The following is a 3670-nucleotide window of genomic DNA, read 5'->3' as shown; positions in this document are numbered from 1 at the left end:
CATTATAAGAGTTTTTACATTATTATCAGTACTGGCATTATTCCTTAATGTATTTTTACCTAGGGCTAGTGCAGAGGTTATGACGCATGAGAAATATTCAATGGACTGGAGTTATAGTAATAGTCTAGGTAAGTACATTCGCACTGAAATGATTAAAAATTCAAGTGGTCAAATTGCTTATTGCTTAACCCTTGGATTAAAATCACCAAATGGTGAAGATCTTCCTGAAATGGGGAAAACAGATAATGTAGTATATAGAGTCTTATTAAATGGTTTCCCGCAAAAAAGTGCTGAACAGCTGGGAGTAGCTAATAAAAATGAAGCGCATTATGCAACGCAACTTGCGGTTTGGAATGCATTAGGTCAACTCGATGTAAATGAATTAAAACATGAGAATAAAAATGTTGAAAAAGCAGCTAAGGCTATTATTAGTAATGCTAATAATAGTGAAGAGACTCAAGATGTTTTTATGAATGTGATTCCTGCTGAAAAGCAAAAAGCAGAATTAAAGGGTGAATTCTTCGAAACAAATCTATATTCAGTACAAACAAATGCTAAGAGTGGTTCTTATAAGGTAGTAGCGAAAAATGCACCTAATGGAGTTAGAATTGTAAGTGAAAATGGAGAAGTGAAAGATCAGCTTTCAGTTGGAGAAAAATTTCGTATCCAAATTCCTAAGAATACAAAAACGGGTGAATTTAATTTAAGTGTTGCTGCTAATTTAACTAAAGTTCAAGCAATTGCTTACCGTGGTACGGATACTGTTCAGAATGCTACAGTACTATTAGAGAGAAATGAAGAAAAGCTTAGTAGTGATCTTGCAGTAAATTGGGAAGCAGCTGGTTCTTTAAAAATTAAAAAGGTTGGAGAAAATGGAGAAGTTTTAGCTGGTGCAGTATTTGAGGTCTTTAATGTAAATAATGAATCAGTCGGAAAAATCACGACTGGTGCTGATGGTATGGCAGAATTAAACAACTTACCAATTGGTACTTACACATTAAAAGAAATTAAAGCACCAACAGGCTATGTTTCAGATGATAAACCACAAACTATTGAAGTTAAGACAGGAGAAACAGGAGCTGTCCAAATAGTAAATAACAAAGTAAAAGGTAGCATCGAAATTAAAAAGCTTAGTGATTCAGGAAAGATTTTACCAAATGTTGAATTCACAGTCTTCACTGAAGATGGAAAAGAAGTGAAAAAAGTAGTAACAAAAGAAAATGGAATTGCAAACGTTGAAGATCTTACGTATGGTAAATATTATTTCTTAGAGACAAAAACACCTAATGGATATATTGGAAATAAAACAAAGTATCCTTTTGAAATTAAAGAGCACAATAAAACACTTACTTTTACAGTGGAAAATACCGAAGTGAAAGGTAGTGTAAAATTACTAAAAGTAGATAATGAAGATATTAGTAAAAAATTAGAAGGTGCAGCATTCGAGCTAAAAGATGCAAGTGGAAAAGTAGTTGGGGAATATAAGACAGATAAAAATGGTGAGATTAACGTCAAAGATTTAGCGTATGGTAAATATTCATTTGTAGAAAAGGCTTCTCCAAATGGTTATGTTCTTGTTAAAGAACCAATTATGTTCGAAATAAAGGAACATGGGAAGATTATTGAGTTATTGGCAGTTAATCATCTTATCAAAGGTGATCTAGAAATTACAAAGGTAGATGTAGCTGATGGAAATAACAAGCTTCCAAATGCAGAATTTACGATTTATAACGAAGCAGGAAAAGAAGTAGTAAAAGGAAAAACAGACGATAAAGGAATCGCTAAATTTGAAAAATTACCATTTGGAAAATACACATATAAAGAAACTGTTGCGCCAAAAGGTTATGTATTAAATGAAGAAACGTTCTCTTTTGAAATTAAAGAGAATGGTCAAATCATTAAACACATTGTCAAAGATGAAAAGATTCCTTCAATAAAAACAACAGCTACTGATAAAACAGATGGTACAAAAGAAATACACACGTCTAAGTCTGTAACAATCCAAGATAAAGTGGAATACAAAGACCTACAAGTAGGTAAAGAATACACTTTAAAAGGTAAATTAATGAATAAAGAGACTAATAAACCATTAGTTGTAAATGGTAAAGAAGTAACAGCTGAAACGAAGTTTACACCAAAAGAAGCAAATGGCTCTATTACATTAGACTTCACATTTGATGCAACTGGTTTAGAAGAAAAAGAGGTAGTAGTATTCGAAGAGTTATTGAAAGAAGGAAAAATTGTTACAACACATGCTGATATCAATGATAAAGGTCAAACAGTTAAGTTCGTTAAGCCATCAGTAAAAACGACAGCAACAAACAAAGCTGATGGTGGAAAAGAGATTCATTCAAAGGATTCTATCACTATTCAAGACAAAGTGGAGTATACTAACTTAGTTGTAGGTAAAGAGTACACTGTAAAAGGTAAACTAATGAACAAAGCTATTAACAAACCATTATTAATTGATGGAAAAGAAGTAACAGCTGAAACGAAGTTTACTGCAAAAGAAAAGAACGGTTTTGTAACATTAGACTTTACTTTTGTTGGTGCTGAACAGCAAGGAAGAGAAGTAGTCGTGTTTGAAGACTTATTACATGAAGGTCAAGTAATTGCAACACATGTTGACATTAACGATGTAGGTCAAACAGTTCGATTTGTAGAACCTTCTATTAAAACGACAGCAACAAACAAAGCTGATGGTTCTAAAGAGTTAGACGCTTCTAAATCTGTAACAATCCAAGATAAAGTGGAATACAAAGACTTAATCGTGGGTAAAGAGTATGTTGTAAAAGGTAAACTGATGGATAAAGCAACAAACAAGCCATTATTAGTTGATGGAAAAGAAGTAACAGTAGAATCTAAGTTTATTGCTAAAGAGAAGAATGGTTCTATCACACTAGATTTCACATTTAATGCTTCTGCATTACAAGGTAAAGAAGTAGTAGTATTTGAAGAACTGTATCAAGATAATATATTAGTAGCTATTCACGCTGAAATTGAAGATAAGGAACAAACAGTGAAATTTAAAGAGGTAAAGCCGGAACAACCTAAACCAGAACAGCCAAATTCAGATAAAAATACTCCAACACCAGAGCAGCCTAACGAGCAAGTAAAAGAACAACCACAACCTAAGCAAGAAATTCAATCTAAAATTGGATGGTTACCGCAAACAGGTACTAATCTTACAAGTTGGATCTCTATGGCTGCAGGCGCATTACTGTTAATTGTTGGTGGAGTGATTTTCTTAAAACGTAAAAATGCATAGAAATTAAAAAATAAGCACATCTGTTTTTATAACAAGATGTGCTTATTTTTATCATTTTAGCCAAGAAGACTCCTATATTCAAGCGTGAATGGCATTTAAAATAGCAAATTTATTTGTAGTAAATAATACATAATTTTGTTTTACTGTTTTAATTAAAATACGGTCTGTTGTCCCATAAGCTGTTCCAATACGTATGACATCTACTTCTTCAACACCAGCATAGGTAGCATCTTCGGTAATCTCAATCACATCACGTAATGGAATTGTAATCTCCGCCAATTGCCATGAAATAATTAACTCTTCATTTGTTTTTTTTACATTAATGCCTAGCATTATACCAAGACCCTTCAATAATAATACGCTACACTTCTAATCTTATTATATAAATTTTTAGATTTTTTA

At 32.4% G+C, this 3670-nt stretch carries 2 protein-coding genes; one reads left to right on the top strand and one right to left on the bottom strand.

Going from position 1 to position 3670, the window contains the following annotated elements; translation table 11 throughout:
- Nucleotide 1 precedes the first annotated feature (1 nt).
- A complete protein-coding gene (locus ACQGS6_RS24585; protein ID WP_426965749.1) occupies nucleotides 2-3268 on the top strand; it encodes a VaFE repeat-containing surface-anchored protein in 3267 nt (1088 codons plus the stop codon).
- 78 nt (nucleotides 3269-3346) lie between these two features.
- Here the strand turns inward: ACQGS6_RS24585 and ACQGS6_RS24580 are convergent, their stop codons facing one another.
- On the bottom strand, nucleotides 3347-3601 hold the full coding sequence (locus ACQGS6_RS24580) for a hypothetical protein (protein WP_000900689.1): 255 nt from the start codon (nucleotides 3599-3601) through the stop codon (nucleotides 3347-3349).
- Nucleotides 3602-3670 lie beyond the last annotated feature (69 nt).

It is taken from the genome of Bacillus sp. GMs2/2, assembly GCF_050172095.1.
Classification (GTDB): Bacteria; Bacillota; Bacilli; order Bacillales; family Bacillaceae_G; genus Bacillus_A; species Bacillus_A cereus.
Note: the sequence above shows the minus strand (reverse complement) of the source record. Positions and strands in the feature narration are given on the sequence as shown.

What these genes read in the sequence shown, in the direction of transcription:
- ACQGS6_RS24580 (WP_000900689.1), bottom strand. Translation starts at nt 3,601, where the DNA reads ATGCTAGGCATTAATGTAAAAAAAACAAATGAAGAGTTAATTATTTCA.